At 67.7% G+C, this 22,420-nt stretch carries 20 protein-coding genes; 12 read left to right on the top strand and 8 right to left on the bottom strand.

The window, feature by feature from the left end; all coding sequences use genetic code 11:
* The first annotated feature begins 2 nt into the window (after positions 1-2).
* Both leuD and VKG81_RS07215 read left to right on the top strand, forming a co-directional pair.
* On the top strand, positions 3-599 hold the full coding sequence (gene leuD / locus VKG81_RS07210; RefSeq protein ID WP_324395146.1) for a 3-isopropylmalate dehydratase small subunit: 597 nt from the start codon (positions 3-5) through the stop codon (positions 597-599).
* A 202-nt stretch (positions 600-801) separates the two neighbouring features.
* Positions 802-1,431 carry an HU family DNA-binding protein gene (locus VKG81_RS07215; protein WP_324395147.1) on the top strand — a complete coding sequence of 210 codons (630 nt, stop codon included), beginning with the start codon at positions 802-804 and terminating at the stop codon, positions 1,429-1,431.
* 38 nt (positions 1,432-1,469) lie between these two features.
* On the opposite strand, the gene VKG81_RS07220 is transcribed toward VKG81_RS07215, so the two are convergent.
* The 3 genes from VKG81_RS07220 to cofC form a co-directional block, all read right to left on the bottom strand.
* Positions 1,470-2,354, bottom strand: a complete 885-nt coding sequence (locus VKG81_RS07220; protein ID WP_414685189.1) for an NUDIX hydrolase — start codon at positions 2,352-2,354, stop codon at positions 1,470-1,472.
* A 132-nt stretch (positions 2,355-2,486) separates the two neighbouring features.
* Positions 2,487-4,673 carry an RNA degradosome polyphosphate kinase gene (locus tag VKG81_RS07225; protein WP_414685190.1) on the bottom strand — a complete coding sequence of 729 codons (2,187 nt, stop codon included), beginning with the start codon at positions 4,671-4,673 and terminating at the stop codon, positions 2,487-2,489.
* A 63-nt stretch (positions 4,674-4,736) separates the two neighbouring features.
* Positions 4,737-5,396: a 2-phospho-L-lactate guanylyltransferase gene (gene cofC, locus VKG81_RS07230; RefSeq protein WP_324395165.1), complete on the bottom strand. Its 660-nt coding sequence runs from the start codon at positions 5,394-5,396 to the stop codon at positions 4,737-4,739.
* Positions 5,397-5,458: 62 nt separating this feature from the next.
* On the opposite strand from cofC, the gene VKG81_RS07235 reads away from it, so the two are divergent.
* Both VKG81_RS07235 and VKG81_RS07240 read left to right on the top strand, forming a co-directional pair.
* Complete coding sequence (locus VKG81_RS07235; protein WP_324395166.1) at positions 5,459-6,439, top strand: NAD(P)H-dependent glycerol-3-phosphate dehydrogenase; 981 nt, start codon at positions 5,459-5,461, stop codon at positions 6,437-6,439.
* A 253-nt stretch (positions 6,440-6,692) separates the two neighbouring features.
* A complete protein-coding gene (locus VKG81_RS07240; RefSeq protein WP_324395150.1) occupies positions 6,693-7,799 on the top strand; it encodes a D-alanine--D-alanine ligase family protein in 1,107 nt (368 codons plus the stop codon).
* Here the strand turns inward: VKG81_RS07240 and VKG81_RS07245 are convergent.
* Both VKG81_RS07245 and VKG81_RS07250 read right to left on the bottom strand, forming a co-directional pair.
* Positions 7,796-8,353, bottom strand: a complete 558-nt coding sequence (locus VKG81_RS07245) for a DUF3515 domain-containing protein (RefSeq protein WP_324395167.1) — start codon at positions 8,351-8,353, stop codon at positions 7,796-7,798. The genes VKG81_RS07240 and VKG81_RS07245 overlap by 4 nt on opposite strands.
* Positions 8,323-8,565, bottom strand: a complete 243-nt coding sequence (locus VKG81_RS07250; RefSeq protein ID WP_324395151.1) for an Lrp/AsnC ligand binding domain-containing protein — start codon at positions 8,563-8,565, stop codon at positions 8,323-8,325. Before VKG81_RS07250 ends, VKG81_RS07245 begins: the two co-directional genes overlap by 31 nt.
* Before the next feature lie 178 nt (positions 8,566-8,743).
* On the opposite strand from VKG81_RS07250, the gene VKG81_RS07255 reads away from it, so the two are divergent.
* Complete coding sequence (locus VKG81_RS07255; RefSeq protein ID WP_324395152.1) at positions 8,744-9,703, top strand: thiamine-phosphate kinase; 960 nt, start codon at positions 8,744-8,746, stop codon at positions 9,701-9,703.
* A 51-nt stretch (positions 9,704-9,754) separates the two neighbouring features.
* Positions 9,755-10,444 carry a uracil-DNA glycosylase gene (locus tag VKG81_RS07260; protein WP_324395153.1) on the top strand — a complete coding sequence of 230 codons (690 nt, stop codon included), beginning with the start codon at positions 9,755-9,757 and terminating at the stop codon, positions 10,442-10,444.
* A 21-nt stretch (positions 10,445-10,465) separates the two neighbouring features.
* On the opposite strand, the gene rpmB is transcribed toward VKG81_RS07260, so the two are convergent.
* A complete protein-coding gene (rpmB, locus tag VKG81_RS07265; RefSeq protein WP_324395154.1) occupies positions 10,466-10,660 on the bottom strand; it encodes a 50S ribosomal protein L28 in 195 nt (64 codons plus the stop codon).
* Positions 10,661-10,861: 201 nt separating this feature from the next.
* On the opposite strand from rpmB, the gene VKG81_RS07270 reads away from it, so the two are divergent.
* Both VKG81_RS07270 and recG read left to right on the top strand, forming a co-directional pair.
* Complete coding sequence (locus VKG81_RS07270) at positions 10,862-12,508, top strand: DAK2 domain-containing protein (protein ID WP_324395155.1); 1,647 nt, start codon at positions 10,862-10,864, stop codon at positions 12,506-12,508.
* 2 nt (positions 12,509-12,510) lie between these two features.
* Positions 12,511-14,766 (top strand): ATP-dependent DNA helicase RecG, encoded by a 2,256-nt coding sequence (gene recG, locus VKG81_RS07275; RefSeq protein WP_324395156.1) that lies wholly within the window; start codon positions 12,511-12,513, stop codon positions 14,764-14,766.
* 22 nt (positions 14,767-14,788) lie between these two features.
* Here the strand turns inward: recG and VKG81_RS07280 are convergent, their stop codons facing one another.
* Both VKG81_RS07280 and VKG81_RS07285 read right to left on the bottom strand, forming a co-directional pair.
* The gene (locus VKG81_RS07280) at positions 14,789-15,640 is read right to left on the bottom strand and encodes an aldo/keto reductase (RefSeq protein ID WP_324395157.1); all 852 of its coding nucleotides are present in this window, start codon (positions 15,638-15,640) and stop codon (positions 14,789-14,791) included.
* A gap of 1 nt (position 15,641) precedes the next feature.
* Positions 15,642-16,487, bottom strand: a complete 846-nt coding sequence (locus VKG81_RS07285; RefSeq protein ID WP_324395158.1) for an aldo/keto reductase — start codon at positions 16,485-16,487, stop codon at positions 15,642-15,644.
* Positions 16,488-16,576: 89 nt separating this feature from the next.
* Between VKG81_RS07285 and VKG81_RS07290 the strand changes: the two genes are divergently transcribed.
* The 4 genes from VKG81_RS07290 to VKG81_RS07305 all read left to right on the top strand — a co-directional run.
* A complete protein-coding gene (locus VKG81_RS07290) occupies positions 16,577-17,650 on the top strand; it encodes an alpha/beta hydrolase (RefSeq protein WP_324395159.1) in 1,074 nt (357 codons plus the stop codon).
* Between the two features lie 99 nt (positions 17,651-17,749).
* Positions 17,750-18,505 carry a DsbA family protein gene (locus tag VKG81_RS07295; RefSeq protein WP_324395160.1) on the top strand — a complete coding sequence of 252 codons (756 nt, stop codon included), beginning with the start codon at positions 17,750-17,752 and terminating at the stop codon, positions 18,503-18,505.
* On the top strand, positions 18,502-19,143 hold the full coding sequence (locus VKG81_RS07300) for a vitamin K epoxide reductase family protein (RefSeq protein WP_324395161.1): 642 nt from the start codon (positions 18,502-18,504) through the stop codon (positions 19,141-19,143). The genes VKG81_RS07295 and VKG81_RS07300 overlap by 4 nt, the downstream gene beginning before the upstream one ends.
* Positions 19,143-22,420: pyruvate carboxylase (locus tag VKG81_RS07305; protein ID WP_324395162.1), on the top strand; the 3,278-nt coding region annotated here is incomplete at its 3' end. The genes VKG81_RS07300 and VKG81_RS07305, both read left to right, overlap by 1 nt.

Consider the following 22,420-nt stretch of genomic DNA (forward strand, 5'->3'; position numbering starts at 1 on the left):
CGATGGAAGCCTTCCAGACCCACACAGGAATCGGCGTGCCGCTGCGCCGGTCGAATGTCGACACCGACCAGATCATTCCGGCCGTCTTTTTGAAGCGGGTCACACGAACGGGATTCGAGGACGGGTTGTTCGCGGCATGGCGGACCGACCCGTCTTTCATTCTCAATCTGTCGCCGTTCGACAAGGGGTCGGTATTGGTCGCGGGGCCGGATTTCGGCACGGGGTCGTCACGCGAACACGCGGTCTGGGCGCTCATGGACTATGGGTTCCGTGTGGTGATCTCGTCACGATTCGCCGACATTTTTCGCGGCAACGCGGGAAAGGCGGGACTGTTGGCCGCCGAGGTCGCCCAGCCGGATGTCGAACTGCTCTGGAAGCTGATCGAGGCGAATCCGGGGTTGGAAATCACTGTCAATCTTCAAGATCGAACCGTGTCCGCGGGAACCGTGGTGGTGCCGTTCACGATTGACGACTACACCGCCTGGCGATTGCTCGAGGGACTGGACGATATAGGCCTTACGCTGCGGAAACTGTCTGAAATCGAGGCCTTCGAGGCAGCTCGGCCGGACTGGAAACCATCTACTTTGACAGGCTCCTGATCCCATCAAGATCACCGAAATCGGCGCCTTCCAGAGAGGGTTTTGGGACCCTCCGGCCACCGTCCAAGCGCGGCAACCGGATTGCTAAAAGTTCGCCAGCAGCCGGGCGAAATTGCGCGTGGCTCTTGGAAATCAGCAGGGCGAGGGTTTACCGTGTGTATCTAGTCGGTCCAGAGCGGACCACTGGCTTCGGAGGTTTTGCATGAACAAAGCAGAGCTGATCGACGTACTCACCCAAAAATTGGGCAGCGATCGGCGACAAGCGACAGCTGCGGTGGAGAACGTCGTCGACACCATCGTGCGTGCGGTGCATCGGGGTGACAGCGTCACGATCACCGGCTTCGGTGTTTTCGAGCAGCGTCGTCGGGCGGCCCGTGTTGCGCGTAATCCGCGCACCGGCGAGACCGTCAAAGTAAAGCCGACCTCGGTCCCAGCCTTCCGCCCGGGCGCGCAATTCAAGGCGGTTGTGGCTGGGTCGCAGCGTCTTCCGGCTGAGGGGCCCGCGGTGAAGCGTGGCGTCGGAGCCGGCCCCGTCAAGAAGGCGGCTGCCAAGAAAGCTGCCAAGAAAGCTGTGAGGAGAGCTGCGGTGAAGAAAGCAGTGGCCAAGAAGGCGGCATCGAAGGCCCCGGCCAAGAAGGCCGCCAGCAAGACCCCGGTCAGGAAGGCCCCGGCCAAGAAGGCCGTCACCAAGGCCCCCGTCAAGAAGACCACCGTCAAGAAGGCCGCCGCCAAGGCTCCGGCCAAGAAGGCCGCCGCGAAGAAGGCTCCGGCCAAGCGGGCGGCATCCAAGGCTCCGGCGAAGAAGGCGCCAGCCAAGAAGGGCCGCAGGTAAGTTAGGGCGACCTCAGATCGACGCGGGCCGCCGGGTGCTCACTTGCTCGGCGGCAACGCGTTACCGATGTGGTCGGCAGCGACGAGCTGGCCGTCGAGCAACGAGAGCACCCATGTGCTGCCCTTGCGGTTGCGTGACCTGTCCGGCCGCACGCCGTCGCGGTCAGACCACCACTGAAGGAGATCCGGAATCACCTTGCCCTGGGTGCAGATCACCGGCGTTCCATCGGTCGCCGCGATCTCCAGCGCACGCCGCCGCGCCGGCTTGGGGTCAGCCCAGTAGGCTTCCTCGGTCAGCACCGGCTCGGCGTGGATGTCGGCGCCGAGTTCCTGGGCCAGCGGCTCGAGCGTCTGAAAGCAGCGCACACGGTCGGCGGCGTACAACGACGAAGCGCCGAAGGCCATCAGCTGGCCTACCAGTGCCTCGGCCTGGGCGCGACCGTACTTGTCCAGCGGTCGGTTGCGGTCGTCGCCCTTGTAGCGCCCCTTGCTGCCCGCGCGGGCGTGCCGGACCAACAGGACTGTGTGAGTGTCGACGCTGAGCTTGTCAAACCGCCGCAACACCTTCCGGTCGTGCGGATAGACGAGCTCGGCCATCGCGTCCTTGACTTGCAGCCACGCCACATCATCGACTTCGCGGGTCGCGCTGAACTCGCCGTCGAACGCCCGTGCCGTCCAATACCGAACCTGCTTGACGTCCTGCTCGACCGGATAGCGCACCGTGGCCAGCCGCCTGCCGAGCACCGAACGGTAGCCGGTCTCCTCGAGCACTTCGCGGACCGCGGCGACGGGCTCGGTCTCGCCGGGATCGAGCTTGCCCTTCGGAAGCGACCAGTCGTCGTAGCGCGGTCGGTGAATGATCGCCACCTCGTACTCCGACGACCCGGGGACGGAGCGCCACAGCACGGCCCCCGCAGCGGGAATAAGCTTGGCCGCCGGCTTGGATGGGCTGGATTTCGCAGAGTCGCCCGTCGACGATGTTGTCTCCGACACCTCGGCTCCTGCAGATCAATTGCACTCTTCTCGCGCGTGCCACGGTACCGCCGGCGTGGGGGGTCAGGGGTGCCGGTGGCGTTCCATCAACCAGACCTGGTGATCGCGGACATTGTGACCGTCTTGCGGCGACGCGGCCCAGTGTCCGTCGGACTGCAATTCCCAGCAGCGGGTGGCCGGGTCGAGCGCCGACTCGAAGATATCACTGAGCTGAGCGGTGAGCTTCGGATCCTCGACCCTGGCCATGACTTCGACACGCCGATCGAGGTTGCGATGCATCATATCGGCGCTGCCAATCCAGTATTCGTCGATCGCGTGGAAGTGGATGATGCGCGAGTGCTCGAGGAATCGGCCGAGGATCGAGCGCACGCTGATGTTTTCCGAATAACCGTGCACGCCCGGCCGCAGCGCGCAGATTCCGCGGACCACCACCTCGACTCGGACCCCGGCCTGCGACGCGCGGTAGAGCGCGTCGATCACCTGCTCGTCGACAAGAGCATTGGCCTTCAGCCGGATTAGGCCTTCGGCCCCGGCGCGGGCTGCGTCGACCTCTCGCTCGATGCGTTCGATGATGCCCTTGCGCACACCGTGAGGGGCGACGAGAAGATTCCGGTAGGTCACCTTTCGCGAATAGCCGGTGAGGGAGTTGAACAAATCGGTGAGGTCGGCACCGATGTCGGGCGAGGCGGTCAACAGGCCGACGTCTTCATACAGACGAGCCGTTTTCGGGTTGTAGTTTCCCGTGCCGATGTGGCAGTACCGCCTGATCATCGACCCTTCTCTTCGCACCACGAGGGCGGTCTTGCAGTGCGTCTTCAGCCCGATCAGCCCGTACACCACGTGCACGCCCGCGTCTTCCAACGCACGTGCCCATTTGATGTTGGCCTGTTCGTCGAATCGCGCCTTGAGCTCCACCAGCGCCACTACCTGCTTTCCGGCTTCGGCGGCATCGATGAGCGCGTTGACGATCGGGGAGTCGCCCGAGGTGCGGTAGAGCGTCTGTTTGATGGCCAGCACGTTCGGGTCGGCGGCCGCCTGTTCAATGAAGCGTTGCACCGTGGTCGAGAACGAGTCGTACGGGTGGTGTACCAACACATCGCCGTCGCGCAATGTGGCGACGATGCTCTTCGGCGTCTCCCGTTCACCGAATGCCGGCGGGGTGGCAGGCACGAACGGCGGATCCTTCAGGTCGGGGCGGTCCAGGCTGTAGATCTGCCACAACGATGACAAGTCGAGCAGACCGGGCACCTCGATGACGTCGCCGGGATCCACGTCGAGCTCGCGCAGCAGCAGCTCGAGCATGTGCTCGGTCATGTCGTCGGCGACCTCGAGCCGCACGGGCGAGCCGAACCGCCGTCGCGCCAGCTCGCGTTCCAAAGCCTGCAAGAGATCCTCGTCGCGATCCTCTTCGACTTCCATGTCGGCGTTGCGGGTGATCCGGAATGCGTGATGCTCGACGATCTCCAGTCCGGGGAACAGCACCGGCAGGAACGCAGCGATGAGCTCCTCCATCGGCAGGAACCGAACGACGCGTGGATCATCACCGTCGCGGGCGGCGAGCTGCACGAAGCGGTCGAAATTGTCGGGCACCTTGACCCTGGCGAAGTGCTGCCCGCCATCCTCGGGCTGCTTGACCGTGATCGCGAGGTTCAGGCTCAGCCCGCTGACGAACGGGAACGGGTGCGCGGGGTCGACAGCCAGCGGTGTCAACACCGGAAAGACCTGATCGTGGAAGTAGGCCGATAACTGCGACCGCTCGCCATCATCGAGATCGGCCCATGTCACGATGTGAATGCCCTCCTCGGCCAGTGCGGGTCGCACCGAGTCGAGGAATACTTGCGCGTGCCGCCGCGCGATCTGCTGTGTGCGTTCCCCGATCATCCGCAACTGTTCGCGCGGCGTGAGACCGTCGGCCGAGCGCACCGACAGACCCATCTCATCGCGGCGCTTGAGGCCGGCCACGCGGACCATGTAGAACTCGTCGAGGTTCGACGCGAAGATCGCCAGAAACTTGGCGCGTTCGAGCAACGGCAGCGAGGGGTCGGCCGCCAATGCCAGCACGCGCGCATTGAAGTCCAGCCAACTCAGCTCGCGGTTGAGGTAGCGGTCGTCGGGGAGTGCGTCGATGACCTCGTCAGGAGTGGCCGCCGGCGGCGCCTCCGGCGCCGCATCATCGTCAGTCGCCAGCTCCGTGTCGGTCGGCCTGACCTCGGCCTCAGTTTCGGTCACCAGACGATCATGGCCCATTATCGCGCTGACGTGCTACCTACGCGGGAACTCGGGGGCACACGCTACGCGATGTTGCCCGACCGTTCATCCTCTGCGGGCCACCGCCCGGGCGGTGGCAGCGCCGACACCGAGCCGCAGCGCGGCGCGCAGGTCGTCGGGCGTGTCGATGTCACAGCGCAAGCCCGGCCACGGCCCAGTGAGTTCGACCGCGCCCGAATGTCGATGCCGCCGAGCCGAATCGGGGCCGAAGGCGGGCTGCAGAGCCGTTCCGAACGCAAACAACGCGGCGGTCCCGCTGCCGTGCCGGTCGGTGACAAAACTGCGGGAGTGGGCGCGCGCCGCAATCACCGCCTCGCCTAGCTCGCGCGGCTGCAATGCGGGCAGATCACCTTGCAGCACAACGATATTGGGGGGCGCGCCGGGTGCGGAGGCGATCAGGGTCTCCGCTGCGGTGATCGCGTTGTTGAGCGGGTCGGGATGGTCTTCAGGGGTGGGGTCCGCCAGCACCGCCGCGCCAAGCTGTCTGGCGGCGTCGGCGGCGCCGTCATCCGGGGTGACGACCGTAACGCCGCGCAGCGATACGACCCCGGTGGCGGCCCTGAGCGTATCGACGAGCATGGCCAGCACCACCCGCTCGCGGGTGGCCGCCGAAAACACGGGGGCCAACCTGGTCTTGGCGGCGGCGAGGCGCTTGACGGCGATGATCAGCGCCACGTCGCCGGAGCCGCTCTGTGCGCCGCTCATGGTGGTCATCCTGCCAGGGCGGAAGCGGGGGATAGGGTGAGGCGGTGGCGGAGGCGGCGGTGATGGGCGCCGGAGCGTGGGGCACGGCATTGGCCAAGGTGCTCGCCGAGGCCGGCAATTCGGTGACGTTGTGGGCGCGGCGGCCGGAGATGGCCGACGAGATCAACACCACACACTGCAACGCCGTCTATCTGCCGGACACGCCATTGCCAGCGGAGATTCGGGCCACGCCCAACCCGGCCAAGACGCTGTCCGGCGTCACCACCGTGTTCCTGGCGGTTCCCGCACAGGTAATGCGCGAAAACCTCGTGCAGTGGAAAGGGCTGTTCGACGCGGACGCCACGCTGGTCAGCCTCGCCAAGGGCATCGAAATCGGCACGCTGATGCGGATGAGCCAGGTGGTCGCGCAGGTGACCGGTGCCGATCCGTCGCGCGTCGCGGTGCTGTCCGGACCGAATCTGGCCACCGAGATCGCGCAGCGCCAGCCCGCCGCCACGGTGATCGCATGCACCGACTCGGGACGCGCGGTTGCGCTGCAACGAGCGCTGAGTGCCGGCTACTTCAGGCCGTACACGAATTCCGACGTGATCGGTGTGGAGATCGGCGGCGCGTGCAAGAACGTGATCGCCCTCGCCTGCGGGGTGGCTGCCGGGATCGGGCTAGGCGAAAACACCGCCGCGGCGATCATCACCCGCGGCCTGGCCGAGATCATCCGGCTCGGCATCGCCCTGGGCGCCAAGACCGCAACGCTGGCCGGCCTCGCCGGCGTTGGCGACTTGGTAGCCACCTGCACGTCCCCGTATTCCCGCAACCGCTCATTCGGAGAGCGGCTCGGCAAGGGCGGCACACTGGAGTCGGCGATGCAGGCCGCCGGCGGCCACGTCGCCGAGGGGGTCACGTCCAGCCAGTCCGTGCTGGCGCTTGCCCAAAGCTACGACGTCGAGATGCCGCTCACCGATGCGGTCTTCCGGGTCTGCCATCGCGGGCTGTCGGTGGGGGACGCGATCGCGCTGCTGCTGGGGCGCAGCACCAAGCCGGAGTGAGCGACGGGTGTCCGATTCGTACGGAGATTCCACCCGATATGTGAAAGTCGTTCGATCGCGGCCTATTTCAGGACAGACCGGTGCCGGTTCCAGCGGCCACGCATGACCTGTCGGAGGACGAGGCCGAGCACGCTGGGCGGATCCGGTCGCCGACGGTTTCGCACGGATCCCGCTCGGCGCCGAAGACACCGATGACCTGCTCGGCGACGTCGAGCGGGCCCTCGGACCAGCTTGACGGTAGCCTCTCTAGGTTGTGACAGCCCGCCGGACCCGTGTCGCCGTCATCTACGGCGGCCGCAGCAACGAACACGCGATCTCGTGTGTTTCGGCGGGCAGCATCCTTCGCAACCTGGACCCGCAGCGCTTCGCAGTGGTGGCGATCGGGATCACGCCGGAGGGCGCCTGGGTGCTGACCGACGCCGACCCTGATGTGCTCGCGATCCGCGCGGGGCGGCTGCCCCGGGTGACCGGGTCATCGGGCACCGAGCTGGCGTTGCCCGCGGACCCGCGCCGCCAAGGGGAAGTGGTGTCGCTCGGGCCGCGCGCAGGGGAGGTCCTGACGTCCGTCGATGTGGTTTTCCCGGTTCTGCACGGCCCGTACGGGGAGGACGGGACCGTCCAGGGTCTGCTCGAACTGGCGGGCGTGCCGTACGTCGGTGCCGGTGTGCTGGCCAGCGCCGCAGGGATGGACAAGGAGTTCACGAAGAAGCTGATGGCCGCCGACGGCCTGCCGGTCGGTGACCACGTCGTGCTGCGGCCGCGCCGGCACACACTCGATCCCGAGGAACGCCAACGGCTCGGCCTGCCGGTGTTCGTCAAACCTGCGCGCGGCGGATCGTCGATCGGGGTGAGCCGGGTGTCGGCCTGGGCGGAGCTGCCCGCGGCGATCGCCAGCGCACGCCGGCACGACCCGAAGGTGATCGTCGAAGCCGCCGTCCCCGGCCGCGAACTGGAGTGTGGCGTCCTCGAATTCCCCGACGGCTCGATCGAGGCCAGCACCGTCGGGGAGATTCGCGTCGAAGGTGTGAAGGGCCGGGAGGACGGCTTCTACGACTTCGCGACGAAGTATTTGGACGACGTGGCCGAACTCGATGTGCCGGCCAAGATCGACGACGACGTGAGCGATGCCGTTCGGCAGCTGGCGATCCGCGCGTTCAAGGCCATCGACTGCCAGGGCCTGGCCCGGGTGGACTTCTTCCTGACGGACAGCGGCCCGATCGTCAACGAGATCAACACAATGCCCGGTTTCACCACCATCTCGATGTACCCCAGGATGTGGGCGGCCAGCGGCGTGGACTACCCGACACTGCTCGCGACGATGGTCGAGACGGCCATCGCCCGGGGCACCGGGCCGCGCTAGGGGACCGGGCCAGGGCGGATCGGAACCGAGGGAATCGTCGCGGCGATCACGTCGGATAGCTGCTGGATCGGTGTTGGTCCCGAGCCCTGGGGCAGCGTCAGCGCGATGTAGACAGGCCGGTCGACCGTGAACCAGGTGGTGAGGTCAGCGCTGATGTCGGCCACGCGAAACCACTGCACCGCGTCGACCACCTGGATCGGCGCCCCGACGACGAAGTCGGCGGGGCGGTCGAGCCCACAGCGCAGCACCACCGGCCCGGCCCCGGCGCCGCCCTGCCAGGCCGCGGTGGCCGGTGGCACCGGCTCGGCGGCCGCCGCGCGCTGGTAATCACCGAGCCGTTGGGGCAGCGCAGCCATCAGCGCCCGGCACTGCGGGCTTGCGGCCTGCGGCGCGGGCATCGACGGAATCACCGGCGGCCGGCTCCGCGGCGTGCGGTGTACCGCCGCCACGATCAGCACCACCACGACCGCCGCCGTCGCCACGGCGGTCCCGGCGATCAGCAGCCAGCGTGGCGGGCCCTCGCTCAGGCCTGTGCCTTGCTGGCGATCGGGCAGGTCAAGGTCCGGGTGATGCCGGGGATGTGCTGCACGCTGGGCACGACGTCGGCCTTCAACGCCTCGAGGGTCTCGGCCTCGATACGGATCACGACGTCATAAGGCCCGGTCACGTATTCCGACGTCAGCACCCCGGGCAGCGCGGCGAGTTGTTTGGCGACGACTTCGGCACGGCCCACCTCGGTCTGGATCAGCATGAACGCCTCGACCACCCGGTTACTCCTCGTCTCGCCCGGGGTGTCTCTTCTTCGCGCAAGCGCTCATCAGCGCCGTGGAACTCTTGGAACCCGTGCCCCGCATACACTGACCTTTGCTCTCGTCGGCAGGGACCAAACGTACCGCAGGTCGGGCGGGTGTTCAGCACCACGGATTGGCGGCAGGAGCAAAGCGATGAGCGACGACGAGGACCGGGCGACGCTGGCCGACGTGGGGGAATTCGGTGTCATCGATCGGCTTGTGGCCGGGCGGCGACAGGGCCGAGGGGTCGTGCTGGGCCCAGGCGACGACGCGGCGGTGCTGGCCGCGCCCGACGGAAGGGTGGTGGTCACCACCGACATGCTGGTCGAAGGCCGACATTTTCGCCTCGACTGGGCGAATCCCCATGACGTCGGCCGAAAAGCGATCGCGCAGAACGCCGCTGACATCGAGGCGATGGGGGCGTCCGTGACCGGCTTCGTGGTCGCCGTCGGCGCACCATCCGATACGCCCGCGCGCCGGATCGACGCGCTGGCCGAGGGAATGTGGGACGAGGCCCAGCGGGTCGGCGCCGGAATCGTCGGCGGTGACCTCGTCGCGAGCCCGCAGTGGGTGGTGTCGGTGACAGCGCTGGGTGACCTGGGCGGCCGCAGTCCGGTGACGCGGAGCGGCGCGACCCGGGGTTCAACGGTCGCGGTCCGCGGTGAGCTGGGTCGGTCCGCGGCCGGATATGCGCTGTGGCGCCACGGGATCGACGACTTCGAGCCACTGCGGCGCCGTCACCTTGTGCCGCAGCCGCCATACGGGCAGGGGATGGCGGCGGCGGCGGCCGGCGCCGGCGCCATGATCGATGTATCCGACGGCCTGATCGCCGACGCGCGGCACATCGCGCAGGCGTCCGACGTCGGCATCGACCTCGCCTCAATGGCCCTGGCCGCCGACCACGACGCACTGGTCGACGCGGCGGCGGCGGTCGTCGCCGACCCGTGGTCGTGGGTGCTCGGCGGCGGCGAGGACCACGCACTGGTCGCGACGTTCCCGGCGGCGGTGCCGGAGGGCTGGCGGAGGATCGGTGTTGTGCTCGACGGGCCGGCGCGGGTGCTTCTCGACGGCGACAAGTGGGCGGGATACGAGGGTTGGCAGTCCTTCGGGTGAGCACGGTGAAACGTGCTGACGCGGCGGAGGTGTTCCACTAGGTTTTCGCCCGTGGCTGCCCGTGCGCTCTCAGAGCTCGTCGAGGAAGGCTGGGTGCCGGCGCTGGAACCCGTCGCGGGCCAGGTCGCCGGGATGGGCGCGTTCCTGCGCGCCGAGATCGCGGCGGGCCGCCGGTATCTGCCCGCTGGCCCGAATGTGTTGCGGGCCTTCACGTTTCCATTCGACCAAGTGCGGGTGCTGATCGTCGGTCAGGATCCGTACCCGACGCCCGGGCACGCGGTGGGGCTGAGCTTCTCGGTGGGTGCCGACGTGCGGCCGCTGCCGCGCAGCCTGGACAACATCTTCGTCGAATACTGTTCTGACCTGGGCTATCCGACACCATCGAACGGCGACCTCACGCCGTGGGCGCAACGCGGGGTGCTGCTGCTCAACAGGGTGCTGACGGTGAGGCCCGGCAACCCGGCGTCGCACCGCGGCAAGGGCTGGGAAGCGGTGACCGAGTGCGCCATCAGGGCGCTGGCCGCGCGCCCACGGCCGCTGGTGGCGGTGCTGTGGGGACGCGACGCGGGGACCCTCAAGCCGATGCTGGCCGACGGCAACTCCCACGTCGCCACCATAGATTCGGCTCATCCATCCCCGCTGTCAGCGCAGCGGGGGTTCTTCGGGTCGCGGCCGTTCAGCCGGACGAACGCGCTGCTTGCGCAAATGGGCGCCGAGCCGATCGACTGGCGGCTGCCGTGACGGTCCGGCGGGCCGAGACAATCACCCGCGCTGGACCCTGCCGGCCTTCAGGCAGGACGTGCAGACATTCAGGCGCTTCTTGTTCCCGCCCGGACGCGTCACCGCGTGCACGGTCTGAATGTTGGGATCCCAGCGACGGCTGGTCCGGCGGTGCGAGTGCGACACCGACTTGCCGAAGCCGGGCCCCTTCCCGCAGATATCGCAGACGGCAGCCATGGTCAAACTCCTCGAGATCGGATCAGGTGGGCCAGCAACCGAAAGCCGGGTGACCCGACAACCGCTCCAGGATACCGGCCGTCACGGTGAACGCAAAAACAGACCCCTCGCAGGTCATCGACGCGCTGCGGGTGTAAGCGCGCGGGGCTTGTCCTGGTCACTGACTAGGCTCGCAGCCGGGCGCTCAGGCGAGGAGGTGGGATGACGGCTCGTCGATTGGACGCGTCTGCCTTGCGTGACTGGGCACACGCCGCGGTCGGCGGGTTGGTGGTCCGCGCCGAGGAGATCAACCGGCTGAATGTGTTCCCGGTCGCCGACGCCGATACCGGCACGAACATGCTGTTCACGATGCGTTCAGCGCTGGAGGAGGTCAATCAGCCCGCGCAGCGTGGCCACGACGACATCGAGCAGGTGGCCGCCGACCTCGCACGGGGCGGGTTGCACGGCGCTCGCGGCAACTCCGGGGTGATCCTGTCGCAGATCCTGCGCGCGCTGGCCGACGTCACCGCCTCTGCCGCGGCCGACACGGAGGGGAGGCTCGCCGACATCGACGCGACGCTGTTCGGCGCCGCGTTGCGCCACGCGGTCGGCCTCGTCGTCACAGCGATGGGTGAGGCGGTGCCGGGCACCATCGTGTCGGTGCTGCAGGCCGCCGCCGGCGCAACGGAACGGTCCGCGGCCGACGGTGACGACCTGGCCATCACGGTGCTGAGCGCCGCGGACGCCGCGGTCACCGCGCTGGACAAGACGCCGGAGCAGCTCGACGTGCTTGCCGACGCCGGTGTGGTCGACGCCGGCGGCCGGGGTCTGCTGGTTCTGCTCGACGCGCTGGCCGCGACGTTGACCGGCCACGCGCCCGGCCGCCAGGAGTACGTGCCGCATCCCGAGCGGGGCGGCGCGGCTGCAAGCACCGGTGACCGACCGCCGCCGCAGTTCGAGGTCATGTACCTCCTGACCGGCTGCGACGCCGAGGACCTCGAGGCATTGCGGGAGCGACTCGAGGCGCTCGGCGACTCGGTGGCGATCGCCGGCGACCGTGCCGACTGCCATTCCGTTCACGTGCACGCCGACGAGGCCGGCGCGGCGGTAGAGGCGGCCCTGCGCTACGGCATGCCGAGCCAGATCCAGATCACCGCCCTGGGGACCGGCCCCGCGCGGGGCCGCTGGACCCGGCGCCGCGCCGTGCTGGCCGTCGTCGACGGCGACGGCGCGGAACAACTCTTCTCCGGCGAGGGCGCCCATGTGCTTCGGCCCGATCCGGGCAGCCCCGACCCAGCGGCGGCGGTTACCGCCAAAGAGCTGCTACAGGCCGTGATCGACACCGGTGCCAGACAGATCATGGTGCTGCCCAATGGCTACGTCGCGGTCGAGGAGCTCGTCGCCGGCTGCACAGCGGCCAACGGCTGGGGCATCGACGTGGTGCCGGTGCCGACTGGCTCCATGGTGCAGGGCCTCGCCGCCCTGGCCGTACACGAGCCCGATCGGCCGGCAGTCGACGACGGCTACTCCATGGCCCGCGCCGCCGGCGGAACCCGGCACGCGTCGGTGCGGGTCGCCACCGAGCGGGCATTGACCTTCGCGGGACCCTGCGAGCCGGGCGACGGGCTCGGTATCGCCGGTGACGAGGTGCTGGTCGTTCGCCGAGATGTCGGTGCGACGGCCCGCCGGCTGCTCGACCTGTTGTTGGCGGCCGGCGGCGAGCTGGTCACCGTCCTGCTCGGTGAGGGCGTCGACCAACGGGTCGGCACCAAACTCGAGGCGCATGTGCGTCGCCATCACCTCGGCACCGAACTGGTGACGTATCGCACCGGCCACCGCGGGGATGCGCTTCTGATCGGAGTGGAGTAGCGGTGGCGACGCTCGACGACCGGCTGGACCGCGTGCTCGGTCGCAAGGCGGCCCAACAGCTCGACGAGTATTTCGGCATGCGCACGGTCGACGACCTGCTACGCCACTATCCCCGCGGCTACGACGAGGGCATGACGGTGCGCGGGATGTACGACGAGCTGCCCCAGGCGGGAGAGCACATCACGCTCGTCGGCGTGATCACCGAGACCGAGTCCGGCCCGATGCGGCAGCGGGCCGCCCAGAAGAACTCCAAGAAGAAGAATCACAACAACGAATGGCTGAGGATCACGCTGGGCAAGCAGCGGCCGCCGGTGACTGCCACGTTTTTCCACGCGAAGTTGCTCAAGAAGGATTTGACCAGGGGCACTCGCGTCATGTTGTCCGGGGAAGTTGAATTCTTCAGGGGGAAAATGCAATTAACCCATCCGGCGTTCTTGATTCTCGACCCTACCCGCGCCAAGAACGTCGGCACCAAGTCGTTGGCCATCATCGCCGACGCGTCCAAGCGGACACATGGTGAGGTGCAGCTGTCGGCGTTCGAGCGGCCCTACTTCCCGATCTATCCGGCCTGCGCCAAGGTCCAAAGCTGGGATATCTACGCTTGCGTGCGGCAGGTCCTCGACGTGCTCGACCCCGTCGCGGACCCGCTGCCGGAGTCCCTGCTGCGCCGACACGATCTGACATCCGAGGACGAGGCGCTACGCGCGGTACATCTCGCAGAGACCGACGCCGAGCGGAGGCGGGCCCGCGACCGGCTGACCTTCGACGAGGCCGTCGGGCTGCAGTGGGCGCTCGTGCAACGTCGGCACGGAGAGCAAGCCGAGTCCGGGCCCCCTGCGCCGCGGCGAACCGACGGATTGATGAACGCGCTGTTGGGGCAATTGCCATTCGAGCTCACCGAAGGCCAGCGCGGCGTGCTGGCGGAGCTGTCGGCCGAACTCGCGGCGACGCGCCCGATGAACCGGCTGCTGCAAGGCGAGGTGGGCTCCGGTAAAACCATCGTGGCGCTGCTGGCGATGATGCAGCTGATCGACGCCGACTACCAGTGCGCGCTGATGGCGCCCACCGAAGTTCTGGCCGCCCAGCATGCCCGCTCGATTCGCGAAATCCTGGGCCCACTGGCGCTGGGCGGTCAGCTCGGCGGTGTCGACGGCGCGACACGGGTCGCGTTGCTCACCGGCTCGATGTCGCAGGCGCAGAAGCGGGAGGTCAGGGCCGAGGTGGCCGACGGCCAAGCGGGCATCGTGATCGGCACGCACGCGCTGCTGCAAGAAGCGGTGGAGTTCAACCGGCTCGGCATGGTCGTCGTGGACGAACAACACCGATTCGGCGTCGAACAGCGAGATCGATTGCGCGCCAAGGCTCCTGTTGGTATCACGCCACACCTGCTGGTGATGACAGCGACGCCGATTCCTCGATCGCTGGCGCTGACCTTCTACGGCGACCTGCAGACGTCGACACTTCGCGAGCTGCCACGCGGACGACAACCGATCACCACCAACACGATTTTCGTCGCCGAGCACAGCACCTGGATCGACCGCGCCTGGCGACGCATCATCGACGAAGTGCGGGCGGGCCGGCAGGGGTACGTCGTGGCGCCGCGGATCGACGAAACCGACGAGCCGGGTAACGCCGAGGGTGTCCCGCCATCGATCACCGTCGTGCAACTGTTCGACCGCCTGCGCTCACGCGAACTAGCCGGGCTGCGGCTCGGCCTGATGCATGGCCGGCTGCCCGCAGACGAGAAGGACGCGGTGATGAACGCGTTCCGCGCCGGCGAGACCGACGTGCTCGTCTGCACCACCGTGATCGAGGTGGGTGTCGACGTCCCCAACGCCACAGTGATGTTGGTGATGGACGCCGACCGGTTCGGAATCAGCCAGCTGCATCAGCTGCGTGGCCGCATCGGTCGCGGCACCCACCCCAGCCTCTGCCTGCTCCACACCCGGATGGCGTCCGGGTCCCGCGCCGGTGAGCGCCTCACCGCGGTGTCCGCCACGCTCGACGGGTTCAAGCTGGCCGATCTCGATCTCGCAGAGCGACGCGAGGGAGATGTGCTGGGCCGCAACCAGTCCGGTCGTGCCATCGGGCTGAAGTTGTTGTCGCTGGCAGAGCACCGTGACCTGCTCGAGTCGGCGCGCGGATTCTGTGAGCTCGTCGACGCCGAGGATCCCGCCCTGACGCAACATCGCGGATTAGCAACCCTCGCGGCGCGTTTCACCGAGACCGACCGCATCGAATACCTGGACAAGTCGTGACTTGGCGCACCTGGCCGACTCGTCAGGTGCCCGTATAAGTGGCCGGATCCTGACGGAAACGTGTGCCGTTGTCGAGCCCGTTGACCGCCTTCATCTGGTCGTCGGTCAGCTCGAAGTCAAACACGTCGATGTTGCTCTTGATGCGTTCCGGGTTGGCCGACCGTGGGATCACCACGTTGCCCAACTGGATGCTCCACCGGATGCAGACCTGCGCCGGCGACTTGCGGTGGGCCTGCGCGATGGATCCGATCGTAGGGTTGTCGAGCACATTGCCGACGCCCAACGGACTGTAAGCCTCCGTCACGATCCCGTTGTCGGCGTGAAAGCGCCGCAGTTCGGCCTGATTGAGCAGCGGGTGGAGTTCGACCTGGTTGACGGCGGGTGACGTGTACGTGAGCTCGACGATGGTGCGCAGGTGCTCCTCCAGGAAGTTGCACACCCCGATCGAGCGGATCAGCTCGTCCTGCTGCAGGATCTGCAGCGCGCCGTAGGTGTCTACGTACTTGCCCAGCTGCGCCGCCGGCCAATGAATCATGTACATGTCGACGTAGCCGAGACCGAGCCGCTCCAGGCTGCGCCGGAACGCCTCCTTGGAGGCGCCGTAACCCTGGTCTTGGGTGGCCACCTTGGTGGTGACGAACAATTCTTCACGCGGTATACCGGACGCGGCGATCGCGCGACCCACGGCTTCCTCGTTGCCGTATGCGGCGGCCGTGTCGATCAGGCGGTAGCCGGCCTCCAGCGCCGTGGTGACCGCGCGTTGGGTTTCCTCGTCCGACAGCTCGGCGACGCCAAGGCCGACGACAGGGATGCTGTGCTCGTCGTTGAGCGTGATGGTTGGAACAGTCTGGCTCGACGAGTCGGTCGGCGTCATCTCACCTGCCCGTGAAGTTGAAGGTGCGGGGGTCGGGACCCAGCCGGGTGCCGTTGTCGAGCGAGGATATCGACGCCATGTCGTCGTCGCTCAATTCGAAGTCGAACACGTCGAAGTTGCTCACTATCCGATCGGGGTTCACCGACTTGGGGATCACGATGTTACCCAGTTGTAAATGCCAGCGAATAATCACCTGCGCCGTGGTCTTGCCGTGCTCCTCGGCGACGCGGGTGATCGTCGGGTGGTCCAGCAACCTACCCTGGCCCAGCGGGCTCCATGCCTCGGTGGCGATGCCGAGCTTGGCGTGCACGTCGCGCAGCTCACCTTGGGTCAGCAGCGGATGCAGCTCGATCTGGTTGACCACCGGCACGATCCCGGTCGCGTCGATCAGGGTGTTGAGGTGTTCCGGCTCGAAGTTCGACACCCCGATCGAGCGGATCCGCCCGAGGTCGCGCATCGCAGCGAACGCCCGGAAGGTGTCGACGAACTCGCCGATCGCGGGCACCGGCCAGTGAATCAGGTAGAGGTCGAGGTAGCCGCCCCGGTGGTCGAGGCCGAGCCGTTCGGTGCTCTGCTCGAACGCGCCCATCGTCTTGTCGTAGCCCTGGTCGGCATTCCAGAGCTTGGTGACGAGGAATATCTCCTCACGCGGAATACCGGACTTCGCGACCGCACGGCCCACTTCTTGTTCGTTGCCATACCCGGCGGCGGTGTCGATGTGCCGGTAGCCGGCCTTCAACGCCGCACCGACGGCTTCTTCGGTCGCCTCGGGTGGGGTCTGCCACACCCCCAGGCCAACGCTGGGAATCGTATTGCCGTCGTTGAGCCTGATCGAAGGAGCGGTCATGGGCACAGTCTGCCAGCGCGGCTTGAATCCTCCGCCTGGCGGCAGAGGTGGCTTCCACTGACCTCGGAATCGAATTACGGTCCTTCAGCGTGAGTCACAGTGCGACCCATTCGGGCCTGAAAAATGCCGCCGTCACCGCCGCGAACCGCCTCGGCGCCGGCGTGATGCCCGTCGTGCCGGAAGTGGCCAAACGGCTGATGGCACGTGCGGTGACGATCGACGGCAACACGCTGGATCCGACGCTGCGGCTGTTTCTGGTCGCGCGCAAGCTGGCCGGCCGATCCGGCTTGTCGGACGGCAACGTTCCGGCGATCTCGCGTGAGCTTTTCCGAGAGGACCTGTTGATCCTCGACCGTGATCCCGTGGTGGTCGGCGCCGTGACCAACCTGACCATCCCCGGTCCGGCCGGGCCGATCCCCGCCCGCCACTACCGGCCTCACGGCGAGCATTGCGGCCCGCTGCTGGTCTTCTTCCACGGCGGCGGATGGGTGCTCGGAGACCTCGACACCTACGACCGGCTGTGCCGGACGATCTGCCGCGGCGCCGGTGTGAACGTGCTGTCGGTCGATTACCGGCTCGCCCCGGAGCATCCCGCGCCCGCGGGCGTCGACGACGCCTACGCCGCGTACCGGTGGGCGCTCGAGCACGGCGCCGATTTCGGCACCGAGCCGGGCCTGGTCGCCGTGGGCGGGGACAGCGCGGGCGGCAACCTGTCGACAGAGGTTTCACACCGTGGCCGCGACGACGGCGCCCCGCCGCTGCTGCAGTTCCTGCTCTACCCGGCGACCGACCTGCGCGGGGGCACCCGTTCCCGGGCTCTGTTCGCCGACGGCTTCGTGCTCACCCAGAGGGACATGGACGTTTTCCAGGGCCATTACCTGGACGGGTCCGGGCTGGATGTAAGCGATCCCCGGGTTTCGCCGACGCTCGGGAATCTGTCGGGCCTTTCGCGCGCGCTGGTGATCACCGCCGGCTTCGACCCGCTGCGCGACGAGGGCGAGCAGTACGCGGAGGCGATGCGCCAGGCAGGTGTGATCGTGGACCTGCGCCGGATGCCATCGCTGACTCACGGCTTCGCCAGTCTCGCTCCCCTCGGCGGCGGCAGCGCCCTCGCGCTGGCGGAGGTCATCTCGGCGCTGCAGGCGCATCTGTGCTATCGGTGAAGCGTCACAAGGCGGCGTCGGTAGTCTGGTAGCGCACCTCCGGCGCCCGGCGGCCGCCGGAGCCCCGCCCGATGACGAGAGAACGGGATCAGCACAGCTGTGGCCACCAAACCGAAGCGCTATGACCTGAAGGCAGCCGACCGCAAACGCAACCTGCTGATTCAGGGCGGGCTGACCGCGGTGGTGGTGATCTTCGCGGTCGCGCTGGTGCTCTACATCGTCACGTCACACGAGAAGAAGGCCGGCCCGGGCGAGGACAAGGCGATCCGGGTGACGTCGAGCAAGCTGATCACCAAGCCAGGCACGAGCGAGCCCAAAGCGGTGCTGTCGCTCTACGAGGACTTCCTGTGCCCGGCCTGCGCGAACTTCGAGAAGAACTTCGGGTCCACCGTCAACAACCTCATCGACACCGGCGCGGTGGCGGCCGACTACCACATGGTCGCCATCCTCGACCGGCCGCAGACCCAGAACTACTCGTCACGCGCCGGCAACGCCGCCTACTGCGTGGCCGACGTGTCCATCGACGCGTTCCGGCGCTTCCACGCCGCGCTGTACAGCCCACAGATCCAGCCCAAGGAAGACGCCAGCAGCTTCCCGGACAACAACCAGCTGATCGAGCTCGCCCGGCAAGCCGGTGCCGGGGGCAACGTCGCAGACTGCATCAACAGCGGGAAGTACATCCCGATGGTGAAGGGCATCGCCGCGGCGGCGAAGATCCAGGCCACGCCGACAATCCGGATCAACGGCGAGGACTACAACCCGACCACTCCACAGGACATGATCAACAAGATCGAGTCGATCGTCGGCAACGTGCCCGGATTGACCGCCGGCGTCCCGGCCAACACGCCCTCATGACCGTCGCCGCGCCCACCTCCGTTGCGCCGGCCGAACCGCCGTCCGGATCAAACCCGCAGCCCTCCGGTTTGGCGGTCCGCCGGGCGAGCGCGTGGTGGGTGCTGATCGCGGGTGTGCTCGGCTTGGCCGCCGCGTTGGCTCTGACGATCGAAAAGGTCAAGCTGCTCGCCAACCCGAACTATGTGCCGACGTGCAGCCTCAACCCCGTGCTGTCCTGCGGTTCGGTGATGTCGCACTGGCAGGCACAGGTGCTCGGCTTCCCCAACCCGCTGATCGGGATCGTCGCCTTCACCGTCGTCGTGGTCACCGGCGTGCTGGCCGTGGCCAAGGTGCCGCTGCCGCGCTGGTACTGGGCCGGGTTGGCCACCGGCAGCCTGTTAGGGGTCGTGTTCATCCACTGGCTGATCGTCCAGAGCCTCTACCGCATCAACGCACTGTGCCCGTACTGCATGGTCGTGTGGGCGATCACGATCCCGCTTCTGGTGGTCACCTCGTCGATCGCGCTGCAGGCGCTTGCCAGCAATCCAGTGACACGGACGCTTCATCGCTTCAGGTGGTCGCTGGTCGTGCTGTGGTTCACCGCGCTGATTCTGCTGATCCTGGTGCAGTTCTGGGGCTACTGGTCGACCCTTGTCTAGTGATCTCCAAAGTCCTGGTCGCCAACCGCGGTGAGATCGCGATACGTGCATTCCGCGCCGCCTACGAGATGGGCATCGGCACCGTTGCGGTGTATGCGTTCGAGGACCGTAACTCGGTGCACCGACTCAAGGCCGACGAGTCGTACCAGATCGGCGAGGCCGGCCACCCGGTGCGGGCGTATCTGGCGGTCGACGAGATCGTTGCCACCGCGCAGCGGTGCGGCGCCGACGCGGTCTACCCCGGGTACGGCTTCCTGTCGGAGAACCCTGAGCTGGCCGCGGCCTGCGCCGCCGCGGGGATCACCTTCGTCGGACCCAGCGCCGACATTCTCGAGCTGACCGGGAACAAGGCGCGCGCGATCGCCGCCGCACGGCAGGCGGGGCTGCCGGTGCTGAACTCGTCAACGCCGTCGTCGTCGACCGACGAGCTGGTGGCCGCGGCATCGACGATGGAGTTTCCGCTGTTCGTCAAGGCCGTCGCAGGCGGTGGCGGGCGTGGCATGCGCCGCGTCGGCGAACCCGGCGCGCTTCGCGACGCGATCGAGGCGGCCAGCCGCGAGGCCGAGTCGGCGTTCGGTGACCCGGCGGTGTTCCTCGAGCAGGCCGTGCGGGGCCCCCGTCACATCGAGGTCCAGGTCCTGGCCGACACCCACGGCAACGTGATGCACCTATTCGAGCGGGACTGCAGCGTGCAGCGCCGCCACCAGAAGGTCATCGAACTCGCGCCCGCGCCCAACCTGCCCGAGGAGTTGCGCAACCGAATCTGTTCCGACGCGGTCGCGTTCGCCCGCCACATCGGTTACACCTGCGCCGGTACCGTCGAATTCCTGCTGGACCGGCGCGGGCGCCATGTGTTCATCGAGATGAACCCACGGATCCAGGTCGAGCACACGGTCACCGAAGAGATCACCGACGTGGACCTGGTCGCCAGCCAAATGCGCATCGCGGCAGGCGAATCGCTCGACGACCTCGGGCTGAGCCAGGATTCGCTGCGCCCACGCGGCGCCGCGCTGCAATGCCGGATCACGACCGAAGACCCCGCCAACGGCTTCCGGCCCGACACGGGCCGCATCACCGCGTACCGGACGCCGGGCGGGGCGGGCATCCGACTCGACGGGGGCACCAACCTGGGTGCGGAGATCAGCGCCCACTTCGACTCGATGCTGGTCAAGATGACGTGCCGCGGAAGGGACCTTCCCACCGCGGTGCGCCGCGCCCGCCGGGGCCTCGCCGAGTTCAGGATCCGCGGGGTGTCGACGAACATCCCGTTCCTGCAGGCCGTTCTCGACGATCCGGACTTCTTGGCGGCCCGGATCTCCACGTCGTTCATCGACGACCGTCCGCAGCTGCTCACCGCGAGGTCGTCGGCCGACCGTGGCACGAAGATCCTGAACTACCTCGCCGAGGTCACCGTCAACCAGCCGCACGGCCCGCGGCCCTCGTCGGTGTACCCGCACGACAAGCTGCCGCCGGCCGACCTCGACGAGCCGCCGCCGCCCGGTTCGAAACAGCGGCTGGCCGCTCTCGGCCCGGAGGGCTTCGCGCGCCGGCTGCGCGAATCGGGGGCAGTGGGTGTCACCGACACCACATTTCGCGACGCCCATCAGTCGCTGCTGGCGACCAGGGTGCGCACCAACGGCCTGCTGGGGGTGGCGCCCTACATCGCCCGGTTGACGCCGCAACTGCTGTCGATCGAATGCTGGGGCGGCGCGACTTACGACGTGGCGTTGCGTTTCTTGAAGGAAGACCCGTGGGAGCGGCTGGCCGCCATCCGTGAAGCCGTGCCCAACATCTGCCTGCAGATGCTGCTGCGCGGGCGAAATACCGTCGGCTACACCCCCTACCCGGACCTCGTGACCAATGCGTTCATCGAGGAAGCCACCGCGACGGGCATCGACATCTATCGGATCTTCGACGCGCTGAACAACGTCGAATCGATGCGGCCCGCGATCGACTCTGTACGCCAAACCGGGACCGCGATAGCGGAAGTCGCGATGAGCTACACCGGTGATCTCTCCGACCCGAGCGAAAACCTCTACACGCTGGACTATTACCTCAAGCTCGCCGAACAGATCGTCGACGCGGGCGCGCATGTGCTGGCCATCAAGGACATGGCCGGCCTTCTGCGGCCGCCGGCAGCCAGCGCGCTCGTGGGCGCGCTGCGCAGCCGGTTCGACCTCCCGGTGCATGTGCACACCCACGACACACCCGGCGGTCAGCTGGCCACATACGTGGCGGCCTGGCAGGCGGGCGCCAACGCCGTCGACGGCGCCGCCGCGCCGCTGGCGGGTACCACCAGCCAGCCGGCTCTCTCGTCGATCGTGGCGGCGGCCGCGCACACCGAGTACGAAACCGGGCTTTCGCTCAGGGCGGTCTGCGACCTCGAACCGTATTGGGAGGCACTGCGAAAGGTGTACGCTCCCTTCGAATCCGGGCTGCCCGCCCCCACCGGGCGGGTGTACAGCCACGAGATCCCGGGTGGCCAGCTGTCGAATCTGCGACAGCAGGCCATCGCGTTGGGCTTCGCCGACCGTTTCGAGGAAATCGAGACCAACTACGCAGCCGCCGACCGGATCCTGGGCCGGCTGGTCAAGGTCACGCCATCGTCAAAGGTGGTCGGTGACCTCGCACTCGCGCTGGTGGGCGCCGGCATCACCGCCGACGAATTCGCCGCCGACCCTGCACGGCTGGACATCCCCGAGTCGGTGATCGGGTTCCTGCGCGGTGAACTCGGCGACCCCCCGGGCGGCTGGCCGGAGCCGTTGCGCACGAAGGCGCTCCACGGCAGGCCCCCGGCTAAACGGCAAACGGAATTGGCCGTCGAGGACGAGGCGACGCTGAACGTTGCGGGCCCGCGCCGACAAGCGACACTGAATCGACTGCTATTCCCTGCTCCCACAAAGGAATTCGAGGATCACCGGGAGCAGTTCGGTGACACTTCACGGCTGTCGGCCAACCAGTTCTTCTACGGGTTGCGACACGGCGACGAGCACCGCGTCACGCTCGAGCGCGGCGTTGAGCTGCTCATCGGCCTGGAGGCGATATCGGATCCCGACGAGCGCGGGATGCGCACCGTGATGTGCATCCTCAACGGCCAACTACGGCCAGTGCTGGTCCGCGACCGCAGCATCGCACCCAGCGTGCCCGCGGCGGAGACCGCGGACCGCAGCAACCCCGATCACATCGGTGCGCCATTCGCGGGTGTCGTCACGATCGGCGTCGGCGAAGGGGACACGGTGACCGCGGGTCAGACCGTGGCCACGATCGAGGCGATGAA

The organism is Mycobacterium sp., from assembly GCF_035314905.1.
Taxonomy (GTDB): domain Bacteria; phylum Actinomycetota; class Actinomycetes; order Mycobacteriales; family Mycobacteriaceae; genus Mycobacterium.

Coding starts and splice junctions, on each gene's coding strand:
- leuD (WP_324395146.1), top strand. CDS start 3: ATGGAAGCCTTCCAGACCCACACAGGAATCGGCGTGCCGCTGCGCCGG.
- VKG81_RS07215 (WP_324395147.1), top strand. CDS start 802: ATGAACAAAGCAGAGCTGATCGACGTACTCACCCAAAAATTGGGCAGC.
- cofC (WP_324395165.1), bottom strand. CDS start 5,396: ATGAGCGGCGCACAGAGCGGCTCCGGCGACGTGGCGCTGATCATCGCC.
- VKG81_RS07235 (WP_324395166.1), top strand. CDS start 5,459: ATGGGCGCCGGAGCGTGGGGCACGGCATTGGCCAAGGTGCTCGCCGAG.
- VKG81_RS07255 (WP_324395152.1), top strand. CDS start 8,744: ATGAGCGACGACGAGGACCGGGCGACGCTGGCCGACGTGGGGGAATTC.
- rpmB (WP_324395154.1), bottom strand. CDS start 10,660: ATGGCTGCCGTCTGCGATATCTGCGGGAAGGGGCCCGGCTTCGGCAAG.
- VKG81_RS07270 (WP_324395155.1), top strand. CDS start 10,862: ATGACGGCTCGTCGATTGGACGCGTCTGCCTTGCGTGACTGGGCACAC.
- VKG81_RS07280 (WP_324395157.1), bottom strand. CDS start 15,640: ATGACGCCGACCGACTCGTCGAGCCAGACTGTTCCAACCATCACGCTC.
- VKG81_RS07285 (WP_324395158.1), bottom strand. CDS start 16,487: ATGACCGCTCCTTCGATCAGGCTCAACGACGGCAATACGATTCCCAGC.
- VKG81_RS07300 (WP_324395161.1), top strand. CDS start 18,502: ATGACCGTCGCCGCGCCCACCTCCGTTGCGCCGGCCGAACCGCCGTCC.